General features: G+C 60.1%; 11 protein-coding genes. 3 read left to right on the top strand and 8 right to left on the bottom strand.

All coding sequences use genetic code 11. The annotated features are described in order from the left end of the window. Nucleotides 1-67 precede the first annotated feature (67 nt). Nucleotides 68-946, bottom strand: a complete 879-nt coding sequence (locus CKO11_RS08345) for a phosphoribulokinase (protein ID WP_076483503.1) — start codon at nt 944-946, stop codon at nt 68-70. A gap of 5 nt (nt 947-951) precedes the next feature. Beyond that, complete coding sequence (locus tag CKO11_RS08340; protein WP_223636258.1) at nt 952-1,947, bottom strand: class 1 fructose-bisphosphatase; 996 nt, start codon at nt 1,945-1,947, stop codon at nt 952-954. 93 nt (nt 1,948-2,040) lie between these two features. Here CKO11_RS08340 and cbbR point away from each other — a divergent pair, with 93 nt between their 5' ends. The 3 genes from cbbR to CKO11_RS08325 are packed head-to-tail and all read left to right on the top strand — an operon-like array spanning nt 2,041 to nt 4,395. Beyond that, a complete protein-coding gene (cbbR, locus tag CKO11_RS08335; protein ID WP_223636256.1) occupies nt 2,041-2,973 on the top strand; it encodes a LysR family regulator CbbR in 933 nt (310 codons plus the stop codon). 45 nt (nt 2,974-3,018) lie between these two features. Further along, the gene (locus CKO11_RS08330) at nt 3,019-3,423 is read left to right on the top strand and encodes a carboxymuconolactone decarboxylase family protein (protein WP_223636253.1); all 405 of its coding nucleotides are present in this window, start codon (nt 3,019-3,021) and stop codon (nt 3,421-3,423) included. Then, nucleotides 3,424-4,395, top strand: a complete 972-nt coding sequence (locus CKO11_RS08325) for a quinone oxidoreductase family protein (RefSeq protein WP_223636250.1) — start codon at nt 3,424-3,426, stop codon at nt 4,393-4,395. A 304-nt stretch (nt 4,396-4,699) separates the two neighbouring features. Here CKO11_RS08325 and CKO11_RS08320 read toward each other — a convergent pair whose 3' ends face one another. The 6 genes from CKO11_RS08320 to CKO11_RS08295 are packed head-to-tail and all read right to left on the bottom strand — an operon-like array spanning nt 4,700 to nt 15,701. After that, nucleotides 4,700-6,325 carry an alpha-D-glucose phosphate-specific phosphoglucomutase gene (locus CKO11_RS08320; RefSeq protein ID WP_223636247.1) on the bottom strand — a complete coding sequence of 542 codons (1,626 nt, stop codon included), beginning with the start codon at nt 6,323-6,325 and terminating at the stop codon, nt 4,700-4,702. Nucleotides 6,326-6,335: 10 nt separating this feature from the next. Continuing rightward, nucleotides 6,336-8,345: a glycogen debranching protein GlgX gene (gene glgX, locus CKO11_RS08315; RefSeq protein ID WP_223636244.1), complete on the bottom strand. Its 2,010-nt coding sequence runs from the start codon at nt 8,343-8,345 to the stop codon at nt 6,336-6,338. Then, nucleotides 8,342-9,775 (bottom strand): glycogen synthase GlgA, encoded by a 1,434-nt coding sequence (gene glgA / locus CKO11_RS08310; protein WP_223636241.1) that lies wholly within the window; start codon nt 9,773-9,775, stop codon nt 8,342-8,344. Before glgA ends, glgX begins: the two co-directional genes overlap by 4 nt. A 59-nt stretch (nt 9,776-9,834) precedes the next feature. Next, a complete protein-coding gene (gene glgC, locus CKO11_RS08305) occupies nt 9,835-11,106 on the bottom strand; it encodes a glucose-1-phosphate adenylyltransferase (protein ID WP_223636238.1) in 1,272 nt (423 codons plus the stop codon). 10 nt (nt 11,107-11,116) lie between these two features. Next, nucleotides 11,117-13,297, bottom strand: coding sequence for a 1,4-alpha-glucan branching protein GlgB (gene glgB, locus CKO11_RS08300; protein WP_411742001.1), 2,181 nt, complete (start codon nt 13,295-13,297; stop codon nt 11,117-11,119). Between the two features lie 7 nt (nt 13,298-13,304). Next, nucleotides 13,305-15,701, bottom strand: a complete 2,397-nt coding sequence (locus CKO11_RS08295) for a glycogen/starch/alpha-glucan phosphorylase (protein WP_411742000.1) — start codon at nt 15,699-15,701, stop codon at nt 13,305-13,307. Nucleotides 15,702-15,763 lie beyond the last annotated feature (62 nt).

The raw sequence follows: 15,763 nt of genomic DNA, 5'->3' as shown, positions 1-15,763 counted from the left end.
CCCTGATATGCCATTCGTCACGGGCGGGCCCGAAGGCCCAGCCCAAAATTTTCAACTTTTCAGTGGTTTACGCGCGGGCGCGCCGGCCCTCGGCGACCAGCCGTTCGATCAGCGGCGTCAAGATCAGCTGCATCGCCAGATCCTGCTTGTTGCCCGGAATGACGATCGAGTTTGCCCGGCTCATCCAAGATCCGTTGATCATCGAGGTCAGATAGGGGAAATCGATCCCACGCGGGTTGCGGAAGCGGATCACGATCAGGCTTTCATCCGGCGTCGGAATCCAGCGGGTGATGAACGGGTTCGAGGTATCAACGACCGGCACACGCTGGAAGTTGATGTCGGTTTGCGAGAATTGCGGCACGATGCAATGCACATAGTCATGCATACGGCGCAAGATCACATCGGTCACCGCCTCGGTCGTGTAGCCGCGGCTGGCACGGTCGCGGTGGATTTTTTGGATCCATTCGAGGTTGATCACCGGCACGACGCCAATTTTCAGATCGGCATGTTTGGCGATATCGACCTCGTCATTGGTCACGCAGCCGTGCAGGCCTTCGTAAAAGAGCAGATCGGAATCTTCCTCAAACGGGGCCCATTCGGTGAAATGGCCCGGTTCCACGCCATATTTGGCCGATTCATTGGCATCGTGCACATAGTGGCGCGAGCGGCCCTTGCCGGTTTCGCCATATTCGCGGAACACACGCTCCAACTCATCCAGCGCATTCGCCTCATAGGAGAAATGCGAGAAGGTCGCATCGCCCTCGGCGTAGCGGCGCTCCAGCTCGGCCTTCATATCGGCGCGGTTGTAGCGGTGAAAGGAATCCCCCTCGATTGAGATGGCATTGACGCCTTCGCGGCGGAAGATTTGATCGAAGGTCGCTTTGACGGTCGAGGTGCCAGCGCCCGACGAGCCGACGACGGAAATGATAGGATATTTTTTCGACATGGAACTTAGCTCCGGAAAAGACCACGGGTGTTGAAGAGCGCAGAGGTCTCTTCCCCGGGCAGGTCGTGATAGGCGGCGACGCGGGCAACTTTGGCGCCACAGCCGAAGACGAAAGGCGTGCGCGCATGCAGCCGGTCGGGCAGGGCGGTCAGCACCTCTTCACAGCCATCGGTGGCCCCGCCCCCCGCTTGCGTGATCAAAAACGCAATCGGCGCGCATTCATACACATGGCGCAGACGGCCGCGTTCATAGCCCTTGCGGTCATCGCCCGGATAAAGAAACACGCCGCCGCGCATCAAAATGCGGTGGGTTTCCGCGACAAGCGAGGCGATCCAGCGCATGTTGAAGTTTTTGCCGCGCGGACCTTCGGCCCCGGCCACAAGGTCATCGATAAAGGCGCGGATCGGCGCGGGCCAGTGGCGATAGTTCGAAGCGTTGATCGCATATTCGGTCGTGTCTTGCGGTAGCGGCTTGATATCGGCCACGCGACGGAAGCTGTTGGTATCAAGATCCAGCACCCAATGCTTCACACCATCGCCAAAGGTGCACACCAGCGCGCATTGCGGCCCGTAGATGATGTAACCGCCCGCAAGCTGTTCATGGCCTTGGCGCAAGAACGTCGCGTCGCCATCTTCCTTCGCCGGAAAGATCGAGAAGATCGTGCCAATCGACACGTTCACATCGATATTGGACGAACCATCCAGCGGGTCAATCGCCAGACCCAAGCTGCCGTCGCCAAGGCTTACCACTTCGTCTTGTTCTTCAGAGGCATACCACGCAACGGCGGTATCGCTTAGCGCTTCGCGGAACAAATCATCGGCAATCACGTCGAGCGCTTTTTGCCCGTCGCCGCCGGCGTTGGTGCCCACACCTGCGGCGAGATCGGTCTCGACGCCGTTGCGGGAAATGATGCGGGCGACCTGGGCCCCCACCGTGGCGAGGCGTGTCATCACCTCTGCCATTTCCGGGGTTAACCCGAGGTCTTCTAATTCGATCGCCATGGCCCCTCCTGCCAGTTGGATGGCCGGACGTTGCGCCGGAAAGGGCTTTATGCAAATTTGAAATTCAGCAAGCCGCTTTCAGGAAATTTTAAAATGGTCCGTCTCGACAGCATCACACTCAAGCAGTTGCGCGCCCTGCAAGCGGTGGCAAAAGGCGGTTCGCTTACCGCAGCCGGCCATATTCTGGGCCTAACGACCCCCGCCATTCATACGCAAATCAAAGGCTTAGAGGAAGCTGTTCAAGTTAGACTGTTGCAGCGAGCCGCCGATGGCGGCGGATCGGAGTTAACCGAAGCCGGGCTGACGTTGTTGGAGACGGCACGGCGGATTGACGACGCTTTGTCACAGGGGGGCGCCAATCTGGCAGCGCTATCACGTGGCAAGGCGGGGCGTGTGACGCTGGGGGTTGTGTCGACCGCCAAGTATTTTGCGCCGCGACTCGTTAAAGCGTTGAGCCTGTCGCATCCCGATATCGAGGTCGCTTTGCGGGTCGGAAACCGCGCCGCGACGATTGAGGGGCTGGAGCGTGGCGCCTTTGACATTGCGATCATGGGGCGCCCGCCGCGCCGCCCGCCGGTGCAGGCCGAGCCTTTGGGCGTGCATCCGCATGGGCTGGTGGCCGCGCCGGATCATCCGCTGGTGGGGCAGGGGCTTTGGATCGAAGCGCTGTTCGACGAAATCTTTTTGGCGCGGGAAAAAGGCTCGGGCACGCGCATCTTGATGGGGCGTTGGCTGGACCGGATCGGTGATGGGCGGCCCTATGAAACGCTGGAGATGGACAGCAATGAAACGATCAAACAGGCGGTGATGGCGGGGCTTGGGATCGCCTTTCTCAGCCTGCATACCGTCACCGAAGAGCTGGCCTCGGGGCGGCTGGTCGAATTGCAGGCGCCTGCGCTGCCGATTGTGCGGCACTGGTTCATGGTGCGCCGCGATGACGAGGCGCCGCGCCCGGTGGCGGCCCGGCTTTGGGCCGCGATTGCCGCGCTGGACGGCACCTATCTGCCGATGTTGCCCGATGATTGACGCGTGGGGCCGCGCCCGGCATTCTGATGGCGAAGGGAGACATCCATGGCCACTGTTACCGCGCCGTCAGAGCCGGAATCCGATCCGCGGGTGAAGGCGGTTTTTGACGATATCCGCGCCACCCGCGGCACGGATTTCATCAACAATATCTGGCGCTATCTGGCGTTCGATCCGGGGCTTTTGGAAGCGACTTGGACGGATGTGAAAGCAGTGATGGCCACGCCTTCGGCGCTTGATCCCAAAGTGAAAGAGCTGATCTATGCTGCGGTGTCTGTCGCCAATGCCTGCGATTACTGCACTCATTCGCATCTGGCCGCGGCGCGAGCCAAAGGGGTAAGCGAAGCGGAGATCGCGGATTTCTTCCGTGTCGTTGCCTCGGCGGGCAAGACCAATCATCTGTTGAATGCGCTGCGCGTCCCGGTGGATGACGCGTTTCGCAAGGAGAGTTGAATGAGCTATGCGATGGTCGTTTCTGCGCCCGGTGGCGTGGAGAATTTTCGCCGCGTGACGCGCGATATACCGCAGCCCGGGCCCGGCGAAGTTACCTTAAGGCAGATGGCTATCGGTCTGAACTACATCGATGTTTACTTCCGTTCTGGTCTTTATCCGTGGCCCGTTTCTGACGATTTGATCCCCGGGTCCGAAGGCGCTGGCGTGGTTGAAGTGGTGGGCGAAGGTGTCGATCTGGCGCCCGGCACGCGGGTCGCTTATACGCTGCCGAATGGGGCCTATGCCAGCCATCGGGTGATTGCGGCGGATCAATTGGTGCCCATTCCGGATGACATCAGCGATGAAACCGCTGCTGCCGTCATGCTCAAGGGGCTGACGGTGCATTACCTGATCCAGCATTCCTTTCCGGCGCGCGAAGGCGATACGGTGCTGTTTCATGCGGCGGCCGGTGGTGTCGGACTTTTGGCCGGGCAATGGCTCAATGCCTTGGGCGTGCGCGTGATTGGAACGGCGGGCGGACCCCAGAAATGCCTGCTGGCCAAGGCGCATGGTTATGATCATGTGATCGATTACCGCACACAAGATTTTGTGGAAGAGACGCTGCGCCTTACCGAGGGAAAGGGTGTTCAGGCGGTTTATGACTCTGTCGGCGCGGTTACCTTGGTGAAGTCGCTTGATGTGTTGGAACGGTTTGGGACGCTTGTCAGCTTTGGACAGAGTTCGGGGCCTGCGCTGGAGTTCCGCGTCAACGATCTCGCGCGCGGATCGCTCAATTTGACGCGACCGACCCTGTTTCATCACACCGCACGGCCCGGATGGTTGCACTCGGCCAGTGCGGATCTGTTTGCGATGCTACGCAGCGGTGCGGTCAAAGTCGAAATCGGTCAACGCTTCGCTTTGGAAGATGTTGCAAAAGCGCATGTTGCCTTGGAGGCACGTAAAACCACCGGTAGCACTGTTTTGTGCCCATAATCCGTTTCGCGCCTTCGTAACGGTGAATGCACACTGACAGCACCTTAGGCTATAGTCGTTGACATAATACTGATTATAGGCCTTGTGATTTGCAGGAAACTAACAAAATCAATGCCCTTACCGACAAACCCTCGAAGGATTATCAACCACAGAAAACACCTCAATGGCCAGATGAATAAATTTGTCTAAGACCGACCGCCCGACGAATTGAAGGACTACTTTTGCGCGGGCGCCGAGGGCCACACAACGTTGCAAAAGATCAATATCGAGCCGGTTTCCCTTGTGACTAGGTCGCTCGATGGGATCAGGTGATCACATCCGGTCCTTTGCGGCCCGTCCGCGCCCGGATTCCGACGATTTCTTCGGTGGCTGCGATGATCGGTGCAAGCGCGGCCTGCGGATCCTCGGTCAAACCGTCTGGGCCGGGCGCATAGCGTTCCAGATAGACGCGCAAGGTCGCCCCTTCGGTGCCGGTCCCCGACAGGCGCAGAACGGCGCGGGATCCGCCCTCAAACAAAATCCGGAACCCCTGACCTTCGGAGATCGCGCCATCGACCGGATCTGTGTAGCTGAATTCATCTGCGCTTTCTATCGCAAGGCCTTGGACCTGCTTGCCTTTTAAGCTTTCAAGTCGGTCACGCAAATCACCCAGCATAGCGGTTGCAGTCTCGATCGGAAGAACCTCATAATCATGGCGCGAATAGTAATTTCGCCCGTAGGTCTCCCAGTGATCGGCCATAATTTCGGCCACGCCCATACCCCGCGCAGCGATGATATTGAGCCACATCAGCACTGCCCAAAGCCCATCTTTTTCGCGCACATGGTCAGAGCCGGTGCCAAAGCTCTCTTCCCCGCACAGGCTCACGCGGCCAGCGTCCATCAGATTCCCGAAAAACTTCCAGCCGGTCGGAGTTTCATAGCAGGCGATGCCCAGGCTTTCGGCCACCCGGTCCACGGCGGCAGAGGTTGGCATCGAGCGCGCAACGCCCGACAGGCCCGCCGCGTAGCCCGGCACCAGATGCGCATTTGCCGCGATCACGGCCAGACTGTCAGAGGGCGAGACATAGATCCCGCGCCCAACGATCATATTGCGGTCACCATCGCCATCGGAGGCGGCGCCGAAATCGGGCGCCGCAGGCCCCATCATTTCATCCATCAACTCATGCGCCCACGTGGGGTTCGGATCGGGATGCATACCGCCGAAATCCGGCAAAGGCTGTTCATGCACCACCGTGCCCTTGGGCGCGCCGAGCCGGTTTTCGAAAATCTCAACGGCATAAGGGCCAGTGATGGCACACATACTGTCCATCCGCATCGTGAAACCTTCATGAAAAAGGCCCCGCAATGCTTTGAAATCGAATATCTCTTCCATCATATCAGCGTAGGCTGCGACGGGATCGACGACCTCGACCACCATTGCGCCCAGATGGCTTTCCCCGACCATTTCGAGGTTCAGATCCGGTGCCTCCATCTTCTGATAAGAGTCGATTTCTTGCGTGCGCGCAAAAATCGCGGCGGTCACAGACTCCGGCGCGGGGCCGCCATTGGCCATGTTATATTTCACCCCGAAATCCTCTTCCGGGCCGCCGGGGTTGTGGCTGGCCGACAAGATCAGCCCGCCGTCCGCCTTGCGGCTGCGGATCAGGTTAGAGGCCGCCGGGGTCGAAAGCCACGCCCCCTGCCCCACGATCACCCGCGCCGCACCGTTCGCGGCGGCCATTTTCAGGATGCATTGCGCGGCCTCGACGCCGAAATAGCGCCCATCACCGCCCAAAACGAGCACTTTGCCCGCAACGCCACCGACCGCGTCAAAGGTGCTTTGCACGAAATTTTCCAGATAGCCGGGCTGCATGAAGATCGAGGTCTTCTTGCGCAGGCCCGACGTGCCGGGTTTCTGGCCCTCGAACGGGCGGGTCGGATGGGCGGTCATGGGCATTCTCCTACCGGGCAGTCGATCGGATAAACAGTTGAACAGATTGAGCGAAAACGCAAGTCACCGGCTCAGGATGGTTGCCTTCCGGGGCCTCTGGCTGTGCGGTGTCCAGCACCCGCCGCCAGCGGCCTGCAGGCAAGGTCACCTCCAGCGCGGGACCGGTATTGCAGATGATGAAAAACGCTTCATGCGCCACCTGCCCCGCCGGCCCTTCGGCGGCGCCGCGAATTTCGGCGCACAGGCAGCGGGCATGAGCATCATGCCAATCTTGGGTCGAGGGCTCTTCACCCGAGGGCAAGCGCCAGATCAAATCGCGCATCCCGTCTTGGGCGCGGACGCGCGCATGTAAAAACCGTGTTTGGCGCAGCCCCGGATGGTCATGGCGCAGCTTCGCCAGCCGTGCCACAAACGCGATCAATTCTGGATCGGCGTTCGGCCAATCGACCCAGCCGATCGGGTTGTCTTGCGCATAAGCGTTGTTATTGCCGCTTTGCGAATTGCCCAATTCATCGCCCGCCAAAAGCATCGGCACGCCTTGCGACAGCATCAAAGTGGCAAGCATTGCGCGTTTGCGCGCGGCCTGTTCCTCGGCGGTTTCCAGCGCTTGGGAATAGTTCGCATTATGCCCGTCACGGTTGTTTTCGCCATTGGCCTCGTTTCTTTTTTCATTAAAGGAAACAAGGTCCTGTAAGGTGAAGCCATCATGGGCAGACAGGAAATTAAGCGAGCTTGTCGCTGCCCGCCCGCGGTGGTCAAAGATCTCGGCAGAGCCCGCAATCCGGCGTGCGATTTCCGGAATTTGCCCCGCATCCCCGCGCCAAAACTGGCGCACCCCATCGCGAAATCGGTCGTTCCATTCGATGAACGGATGCGGAAAATCGCCCAGCCGATAGCCGCCGGGGCCAATATCCCACGGCTCGGCAATCAGCTTCACACTTCCCAGCACCGGGTCTTGCCGGATCGCGCTGAGCAGCGGTGCCCAAGCTTTGAACCGGCCCGAGGAGCCGCGCCCCAAAGTGGCGGCCAGATCGAAACGGAATCCGTCGACCCCCATTTCCTCAACCCAATGGCGCAGCGAATCCGTGACCAGGCGCAACACCATCGGATGGGCAAGGTTCAGCGTGTTGCCCGTGCCGGTTTCGTTCACGTAAGCCCGCCCGCCCTCGGCCAGCCGGTAATAGGAGCCGTTGTCGAGCCCGCGCAGGCTCAAGGTCGGGCCGGAGCCATCCCCCTCGCCCGAATGGTTGAAGACGACATCAAGGATCACCTCGATCCCGGCGCCATGCAGCGCACGGACCATGTTGCGGAACCCTTCGCGCGTGCCGTAGCGGGGCTCTGGCGCAAAGAAGCTGATCGGCTGATAGCCCCAGTAATTGCGCAGCCCCTTTTCGACCAGAAACCGGTCATCGATGAAAGGCATCACCGGCAACAGTTCGACCGCGGTGACCCCCAGCTTTTTCAGATGGGCAAGGATCGGCGGGCTGGCAAAGCCTTCATAGGTGCCGCGCAGATGGGCGGGCACATCGGGGTGCTGCATGGTCAGCCCGCGCAGGTGGGCTTCATAAATAAAAGTATGAGACCAAGATCTTGCAGGCCGTTCCCAATGTGGCTTGACGAATTCGCACACCACACTTCTGGGGGTTGCGGGGGCGGAATCGCGCCGATCTGGCCGGTTTGTGCCAACCCCGCCTTGCATCAACGTGTGCCACACCACCGGCGCACTCAGCGCCCGGGCATAGGGGTCGATCAACAGCTTGGCGGGGTTGAAGCGATGTCCGATTTCGGGCGCCCAAGGGCCATGCACGCGGTAGCCATATTGCGCCCCCGGTCCAACCCCGCGCACGAACCCGTGCCAGATATCGCCCGAACGTTCGGGCAATGTGATCCGCAGTTCCTTGCCATTTTCAAACAGGCACAGATCCACCCGTTCGGCATGAGCCGAAAACAGCGCGAAATTGGTGCCGCCGCCGACGGGGACAGCCCCCAAAACGGTGTCCCTGCCCGGCCCGATCCTCATTGCGCCAGCAGCCGGTCATAAAGTGCGGCATAGCTGGCCGCCGAAGCGCCCCAGCCCAGCTCTGTCTTCATGCCGCGCTTGACCATCGCCGCCCAAGTCTTGCGATCGGCATAAAGGCTGCACAGCCGCCGCGTCGCTTGACGCAGCGCCAATGCATCGACCGGGTGAAACACCACCCCGGTTGCGGCTTTGGCGGCAAGGCTTGCGGGCGTCGCGCCGATCACCGTATCGGCCAAGCCCCCAACAGCGGCCACCAAGGGCACGCAGCCATAGCGCAGCCCGTAAAGCTGGGTCAGCCCACAGGGTTCAAACCGCGACGGCACCAAGATTGCATCGCCCCCCGCAAACATCCGATGGCTAAGGTTTTCATTATAGCCGATATGCACGCCCACCCGGCCCGGGTAGCGCAGCGCCAGATCGCGCACCATTTCCTCGGCCCAGTGATCGCCAGACCCCAGCAGTGCCAAGCCTCCGCCTGCGGCGACCAATTCTTCGACGGCGGCGGGAATGAGGTCGATCCCCTTTTGCGCCGTCAGGCGCGACACAAGGATTGCCAAGGGCCCAGACAGCTTTTTATCCAGATGAAATTCATCCAGCAAGGCCTTGCGTGCATGAGATTTTCCGGCAATCTTGCTGGCCGAAAACGGTTTGCAGTCGGGGTCATTTTCCGGGTCCCACAGGGTTTCATCGATCCCGTTGAGTATGCCCATAACCACGCCGGACCGTGCCGCGATCACGCCTTCCAGACCCTGCCCGTATTCGCCGCGCATCAATTCTTCGGCATAGCGCGGGCTGACGGTGGTGATCGCATCCGCCGTGGTCAGCCCCGCTTTCAATGTGGAAATATCACCCCAAAATTCGAACCCGTCGCGATGAAACGCCTCGCGCGGAAGCCGCAGCGCACCCAGCTTTTCCGGCCCGACACGGCCTTGAAAGGCCATATTGTGAATGGTGATCACCGAGGGCACCGCAGCCCCGGCATAGCGCAAATAGGCGGGTGCAAGCCCGCCTTGCCAATCATGGGCATGCACCACATCGGGGCGCCAATCGCCCGCGCCGTCGCGCGCCACCATCGCCGCCGCCCAGCACAGGGCGGCAAACCGCTCGGCATTGTCCCAGTAATCGCCGTGGGGGCCGGAATAAGGGCCGCCGTCCCGGTCGAACAGGTGATCGGCCTGCAGCGCCATCACCTCCATCGCGCCATGTTTGCCCAGATGGAGCCGCGCCGGGCCGCCAAACAGCGCCGCATCTTCCCAAACGACCTTCGTCTTGCCCAGCTTGGCCAAAAGGCCGCGATAAGCGGGCAACATCACCCGCATCTGCCAGCCCTGCCCCGCAAGGGCTTCGGGCAGCGCACCGACCACATCGGCAAGCCCGCCCGTCTTGATCAGCGGCACCGTCTCGGAGGCCACGGACAAAACGCGTTTCATGTCACCCCTCATCCTTGTTTGCAGGGCCGCGACCGGCCCCGCCTTGCTGCGTGCGATGCCTAGCTTAGGATCGCGGCGCGCCGGTCCAGCATCGGTTGGGTGATCAATACGATCCCCCCTTCGGTGCGGCGGAACCATTTCGCGTCTTCTTCCGGGTCTTCGCCCACGACAAGCCCTTCGGGAATGATCACGCCGCGGTCAATCACGCAGCGCGTAAGCTGCGCCTTGCGGCCAATTTCCACATAGGGCAGCGACACAACATGATCGAGCAGCGAATAGGAATGCGACCGGCAGCCGGTGAACATCAGCGAATTGCGCACCTCAGACCCCGAAACGATGCAATCGCCCGAAATCAGCGAACTAACGGCCGAGCCGCGCCGGTTTTCCTCGTCATGGATGAATTTCGCGGGCGGCACGATTTCCGCATAGGTCCAGATCGGCCAAGCATTGTCGTATAGGTCAAGCTTGGGCGTGAAATCCGTCAGATCGATATTGGCCTGCCAAAACGCATCGATCGTGCCCACATCGCGCCAATAGGGTTCGGTTTCGAGCCCCGAAGTAACGCAGCTTTCCGAAAAGCGATGCGCCATCGCCTTGCCGTTTTTCACAATCGACGGGATCAGGTCATGGCCGAAATCATGGCCCGAATTCGGGTCTTCGGCATCGCGGATCAGCAATTCGCGCAGCAAAGACCAGTCAAAGACATAAATCCCCATCGACACAAGCGTTTGATCGGGGTCTTCGGGCAGGCCCGGCGGGTCGGCCGGTTTTTCGATGAACCCATTGATGCGCCCGGTGGTGTCCACCGCCATGCAGCCAAAGGCCGAGGCTTCTGCGCGCGGCACCGTCAAACAGCCAATGGTGACATCGGCTTTGCTTTCGACATGCTGGCGCAGCATCACCTCGTAATCCATTTTATAGATATGGTCGCCGGCCAGAATGATGACGTATTTCACGTCATAATCTTCCACAATATCAATGTTTTGCGCCACCGCATCGGCGGTGCCCAAATACCATTTGCTTTCATCCACGCGCTGCGAGGCGGGCAAGATATCCAAATATTCGTTCCGTTCCGCGCGGAAAAAGCTCCAGCCGCGCTGCATGTGACGAATAAGGCTGTGGGCCTTGTATTGCGTTGCAATCGCCATCTTGCGAATGCCGGAATTCAGCGCATTTGAAAGCGCGAAATCGATGATCCGTGTCTTGCCGCCGAAGTAAACGGCAGGTTTGGCCCGCCGATCGGTCAGTTCCTTCAGGCGGCTTCCCCGTCCGCCCGCGAGCACGAACGCCATGGCTTGCGACGACAGCCTCTGGTTCGGTTGCGGTTTCATAGTCTCTCCCCTAGTGGTTTGCCTCCAGCGGCATGAACATCACCACCGCCAGCGGTGGCAGGTAGACCTCGGCGCTAACCCGACGTCGCGCCGTTGCTATGTCATCGGCCTCAATGGCCCCAAGGTTGCCCCAATTGGCCCCGCCGTAATAGCCGCTGTCCGAATTGAAAATCTCACACCAGGTGCCGTCTTGGGGCAAACCGATGCGATAGGTGCGGTCGATTGGCGTCAGGTTTGCCGCCACGACCACGGGCGCGGCACCGGGTGCGCGGCGCTCGAACACATAGACCGAGGCTTCGGCATCATCGGCCTCGATCCAGTCGAACCCTGCCGGGTCGCAATCGCCCCAATGAAGCGCGGGGGTTTCGCGGTAAAGCTTATTCAGATCGCGGACCATCGATTGCATGCCGCGATGCAAGGGCTCGTCCAACAGGTGCCAGTCCAGCGCGCCCGCATAGGCCCATTCCTTGCCCTGCGCGAATTCCTGCCCCATGAACAGAAGTTTCTTGCCCGGATGCGCCCATTGCAGCGCGTAAAAGGCACGCAAGTTGGCGAATTTCTGTAACCCGTCGCCGGGCATCTTGCCCAGCATCGAGCCTTTGCCATGCACCACCTCGTCATGGCTGATCGGCAAGATGAAGTTTTCGCTGTAAGCATATGACGAAGCGAAAGTAAGTTCGTTATGATGCCAGCGGCGATGGATCGGGTCGCGCTGGAAATAGCGCAGGCTGTCATTCATCCAGCCCATGTTCCATTTGAACCCAAAGCCCAAGCCATCATTGTGCACGGGCCGGGTGACCCCCGGGAACGCGGTGCTTTCCTCGGCCACGGTCATGATGCCCGGCGCGCCGCCATAGGCCTCGGCATTCATCGATTTCAGAAAATCGATGGCTTCCAGATTTTCGCGCCCGCCATATTGGTTTGGCACCCATTCGCCCGCCTTGCGCGAATAGTCCCGGTAAAGCATCGAAGCCACCGCATCCACCCGAAGCCCATCCAGATGGTATTCTTCCAGCCAGAAAAGCGCATTGGCGAGCAGGTAGTTTTTCACCTCGCGCCGCCCGTAATTGTAGATCAGCGTGTTCCAGTCTTGGTGGAACCCCTCTTTCGGATCCGCATGTTCATAAAGCGCCGTGCCATCGAAATGGCGCAGACCATGATCATCGGCCGGGAAATGACCCGGCACCCAATCCAAGATCACGCCAATGCCGCGTTGATGCGCGGCATCGACCAGCGCGGCAAATTCCTCGGGCCGGCCATGGCGGATCGTCGGCGCGTAAAGCCCGACCGGTTGATAGCCCCACGAGCCGTCAAACGGATATTCGGTGATCGGCAAAAGCTCGATATGGGTAAAGCCCATATCGACCACGTAATCGATCAATTGGCTGGCAAGCTCATGATAGCTGAGCGGTCGCCCACCCTCGTCCCAGACCCGCCGCCACGAGCCCAGATGCACTTCATAGATGCTGACCGGGGCGTGAATATCTTGCGCCTTTTGCCGGTGCGCCAGCCATGCGCCATCGCCCCAGATATGCAGATCCAATTCCCGCACCTGCGAGGCGGTCTGCGGCGGATGTTCCGCGCCAAACCCCACCGGGTCGGCCTTAAGCGGCTGCACCACACCATCGGGGCCCAAAATCTCGTATTTGTAGACTTCGCCCGCCATCAGGCCGGGGATGAAAATCTCCCACACGCCGGTCGCGCCGCGCTTGCGCATCTGGTGGCGCCGCCCGTCCCATGTGTTGAAATTCCCCACCACCGAGACGCGCTTGGCCGCCGGTGCCCAAACGGCAAAATGCACCCCGCGCAACCCTTCGTGGGTGATCACATGTGCGCCCAGAACCTGCCACAGGCGGCGGTGCGTCCCCTCGCCGATAAGATATTCATCGATCTCGCCCAGCACCGGACCGAAGCTGTAGGCATCGTCGAAATCCCAGGTCGCATGGGCGTTGCGCGCGCGCAGACGGTATTTTCCGCCTTTCCATTTTCCAATGAAAAGACCGTGGGTTACATGCTCAAGCTCAACTTCTTGTCGGCCATCGGAACTGATCGCCCAAAGATTATCGGCACCGGGCACCAGTGCGGCGATGCGGCCCCCTTGCTTGGTGTCGTGCCAACCCAGCACGGCAAAAGGGTCCTCATGCCGGCCTTCGGCCAGCGCTATCGCCTCGTCGCGCTCGATCATTGGCATTCATCCCTCACAGTGCGGATTCGGTGTCCCAGATATCCGCCATGTAACCACGGATCGCACGGTCCGACGAGAAGAAGCCCATCCGCGCCGTGTTCAAAACCGCCATCCGCCACCAGCGGTCCGGATCGGCAAAGGCTTGATCCACCTCGGCCTGCGCCGCGCGATAGGCCTCGAAATCCGAGGCCACAAGGAAATAGTCGCTGTGCCACATATTGTGCACCAGCCCATGATAGCGGCCGGGTTCTTCGGGGCTGAACCGCCCTTCTGCGATCATTTGAAGCACATCTTGCAGCGCTTGGCTTTGCATAATCGCGTGGCGCGCGTGCTCTGGGTCTTTGCGCCGCTCCATCACCTCTTCGGCCGTCAGCCCGAACAGAAAGAAGTTCTCGGCCCCGACTTCTTCGCGAATTTCCACATTCGCGCCATCCAGCGTGCCGATCGTCAGCGCGCCGTTCAGCGCGAACTTCATATTGCCGGTGCCCGAGGCTTCTTTGCCAGCGGTCGAAATCTGTTCACTCAGATCCGCCGCCGGAATAAGCCGTTCGGCCATCGAGACATTATAGTTCGCCGGATAGATGATTTTCAGCCGGTCCCCGACATAAGGATCATTGTTGACCACCTTGGCCACATCATTGATCAGCCGGATGATCTCTTTCGCGGTCTGATAGCCGGGCGCCGCTTTGCCACCGAAAATCTTCACCCGCGGCACAACCTCGGCCATCGGGTTCGAGCGGATCGCATGCCATTCGGCAATCGTCTGCAAGATGTTCAGAAGCTGGCGCTTGTATTCGTGAATGCGTTTGACCTGAATATCAAACAGCGCATCGGGGTTCACCTGAATCTCTTGCGTTTCATAGATCCAGTCTGCCAGCGCAATCTTGTTGGCCCGTTTCGCCTTCGCAAAATCGTCTCGGAACGCCTTGTCTTCGCTATATTTTTCAAGCTTGCGCAGGCGCTCCAGATCGGCTTCCCAGCCCTCGCCGATGGTTTTCGTCACCAAGGTCGACAGCGCCGGGTTCGCCATCCGCATCCAGCGGCGCGGCGTCACGCCATTGGTCTGGTTGATGATCCGGCCCGGGTGCAGCATGTGCAATTCTGGAAAGAGGTTCTTTTTCACCAACTCGGTATGCAGCGCCGAAACGCCATTGACCTTATGCGCGGTGATAAAGGCCAATTCGCCCATCCGCACCTCGTGATGTTTCACGATCCCCACATAATGCGGGCGCGAGGGATTCATGCGCAAATGCCATGCATCGATGGCCTCGATGATCTGCATATGCCGCGGCAGGACCGAGCCCATCAAGTAAGTGGCCCAGCGTTCCAGCGCCTCTGGCAGCAGCGTATGGTTGGTATAGCCCAGACATTGCACCGCAATTTCAATGGCTTCGTCAAATTCCATCCCATGCACATCGCTTAGCAGCCGGATCAGTTCCGGCCCGGCAATGGCGGGATGGGTGTCATTCATCTGGATCGCGACATGTTTGGGCAAATCGGTCAGCGCATAGCCCTTGGCCAGATGGCGGCGCAAAATGTCATGCAGCGCGGCGGCGGTCAGGAAATATTCCTGTTTCAGCCGCAATTCCTTGCCCTGAAAGGTCGTGTCATCGGGGTAAAGCACGCGGCTCAAGGTGCGCGCCAAGGCCTCGGGTTCGGCGGCGGCGGCGTAATCGCCGTGGTTGAACCGGGCCAGGTCGAACATCGTCGTCGGCTTGGCCGACCACAGCCGCAGCGTATTGCCCCAGCGCCCGTGCCAGCCGATCACCGGCATATCGAAAGCCTCGGCCAGAACCGTTTCCGCCGGATGCCAAGTGGCCTTGCCGCCCGCCATTTCGACCGTGCCTTTGAAGCCGATCTCATAGCTGACTTCTGGGCGTTCAAACTCCCACGGATGGCGCTGTTTCAGCCAATCTTCGGGCGCTTCAACCTGACGGCCGCCCTCAAACCGCTGTTTGAAAAGCCCGTGTTCATAGCGAATGCCATAGCCGTAGCCCGCACAGCCCAAGGTCGCCATGCTTTCCATATAACACGCTGCAAGCCGCCCGAGCCCGCCATTGCCAAGCGCGGCATCGGGCTCGTCTTCGACCACATCATGCCAATCTTGGCCCAGCCCCTCGATCGCGTCGCGCGCGACCTCATGCATGCCAAGGTTGATCGCGGCATCTTCCAAAATCCGCCCGATCAGGAATTCCATCGACAGGTAATAGACCCGCTTGCGCCCCTCTTCATAGGTTTGCCGCGTCGCATCGAACCACGGCTCGACGATGTGATCGCGCAGCGCCAAGCTGAGCGCCATACGCCAATCGTAAACCGAGGCATGATCGGGGTCTTTTCCCATCGAATAGGTCAGATGGCGCAAGATTTCCGCCCGGAAGGCCTCGACACTGGGGGCATTCACATCTTTCACGTTTCTTGTTCCTTGGCCAAACCCTTTCCCCTTTGATGGGGCGCGCCCCCGCCGCCGTCAAG

Source organism: Rhodobacter sp. TJ_12, assembly GCF_020023995.1.
Lineage (GTDB): Bacteria > Pseudomonadota > Alphaproteobacteria > Rhodobacterales > Rhodobacteraceae > Rhodobacter.
This window is presented reverse-complemented; position numbering and strand designations above follow the sequence as displayed.

Bases quoted from the DNA above. Each gene is read 5' to 3' on its own strand.
- glgB (WP_411742001.1), bottom strand. From the start codon at position 13,297: ATGCCAATGATCGAGCGCGACGAGGCGATAGCGCTGGCCGAAGGCCGG.
- CKO11_RS08330 (WP_223636253.1), top strand. From the start codon at position 3,019: ATGGCCACTGTTACCGCGCCGTCAGAGCCGGAATCCGATCCGCGGGTG.
- glgC (WP_223636238.1), bottom strand. From the start codon at position 11,106: ATGAAACCGCAACCGAACCAGAGGCTGTCGTCGCAAGCCATGGCGTTC.
- cbbR (WP_223636256.1), top strand. From the start codon at position 2,041: ATGGTCCGTCTCGACAGCATCACACTCAAGCAGTTGCGCGCCCTGCAA.
- glgX (WP_223636244.1), bottom strand. From the start codon at position 8,345: ATGAGGATCGGGCCGGGCAGGGACACCGTTTTGGGGGCTGTCCCCGTC.
- CKO11_RS08320 (WP_223636247.1), bottom strand. From the start codon at position 6,325: ATGACCGCCCATCCGACCCGCCCGTTCGAGGGCCAGAAACCCGGCACG.
- CKO11_RS08325 (WP_223636250.1), top strand. From the start codon at position 3,424: ATGAGCTATGCGATGGTCGTTTCTGCGCCCGGTGGCGTGGAGAATTTT.
- CKO11_RS08345 (WP_076483503.1), bottom strand. From the start codon at position 946: ATGTCGAAAAAATATCCTATCATTTCCGTCGTCGGCTCGTCGGGCGCT.
- glgA (WP_223636241.1), bottom strand. From the start codon at position 9,775: ATGAAACGCGTTTTGTCCGTGGCCTCCGAGACGGTGCCGCTGATCAAG.
- CKO11_RS08340 (WP_223636258.1), bottom strand. From the start codon at position 1,947: ATGGCGATCGAATTAGAAGACCTCGGGTTAACCCCGGAAATGGCAGAG.